This is a genomic window from Halomonas sp. AOP43-A1-21 (genome assembly GCF_052376775.1).
Classification (GTDB): Bacteria; Pseudomonadota; Gammaproteobacteria; order Pseudomonadales; family Halomonadaceae; genus Vreelandella; species Vreelandella colorata.
This window is the reverse complement of the sequence record NZ_JBQSWC010000093.1, coordinates 1-825: the sequence shown is the minus strand read 5'-3', so window position 1 is coordinate 825 and position 825 is coordinate 1. Positions and strand designations below refer to the sequence as shown.

Genomic DNA, 825 nt, shown 5'->3' with positions numbered 1-825 from the left:
TGGGCTTGATATTGGAAGCGGAACGTCTCTGCTACTTTCCCTCCCACCTGCCATTGGGTCTTGCGCACCAGCATCATGGGCACGTCCACTTCCTTGAGCAGCCGACTGTTCTTGCCGATACCCACGATGTAGTCGACGTGATGTCGATCGCACCAGTTGAGCATCCGGGGACGACAAAAGTGACTATCACCTCGTAACACAATGCGCGTATCGGGCCAGTACTGGCGAATAAACCGCACCAGTAACGCCAGGATGGCCCAGCTGTGGTGGCTGTCGCTGTGGTCACTGGTGCGCAGATAGCTCACCAGCAGATGGCGGCCACAGAAGACGTACAGCGGGAAGTAACAATGGTGATCGTAATAGCGGTTAAAGAACTTGCCGGGTTGCTCGCCGTGCACGGGAATATCGGTGCCATCAAAGTCCAGTACGATCTCCTTGGGTGGTTCGTTATACTGTTCAATGAAGTGATGCCACAGCAACTCATGGGCCTTCACCATCGCTTGTCGATCGGCGTTCTGCTCACTCCGGCACAGCGTAGACTTGCCCGCCAGCGCCTCTTTTTCACCGACCGCCGTCTGAAGCGCTTGGTCGTAACGTAGAGTCTCATGGTCATTGAAATCTTCGTAACCAGCCGCCACACCGAATACGCGTTGACGAACCATGATGTCGAGCTTATGACGAACCTGTTCCGGTGCGCGGGGATCATGAAGCACGGAGGCCAAGCGGTGCGTCAGACGATGTTGTTTATCAACTTCCCGTAGCAAGAGCAATCCAGCATCGGAGGTGATGTGGCCCCCAGAGAAATCGGCTTCAATTTGCCGGCGT

At 55.4% G+C, this 825-nt stretch carries 1 protein-coding gene; it reads right to left on the bottom strand.

Annotated elements, in window-relative coordinates; translation table 11 throughout:
- Positions 1-825 (bottom strand): IS1380 family transposase (locus tag ACT3R7_RS20685; protein ID WP_496199462.1); only part of this gene is annotated, 825 nt, incomplete at both ends.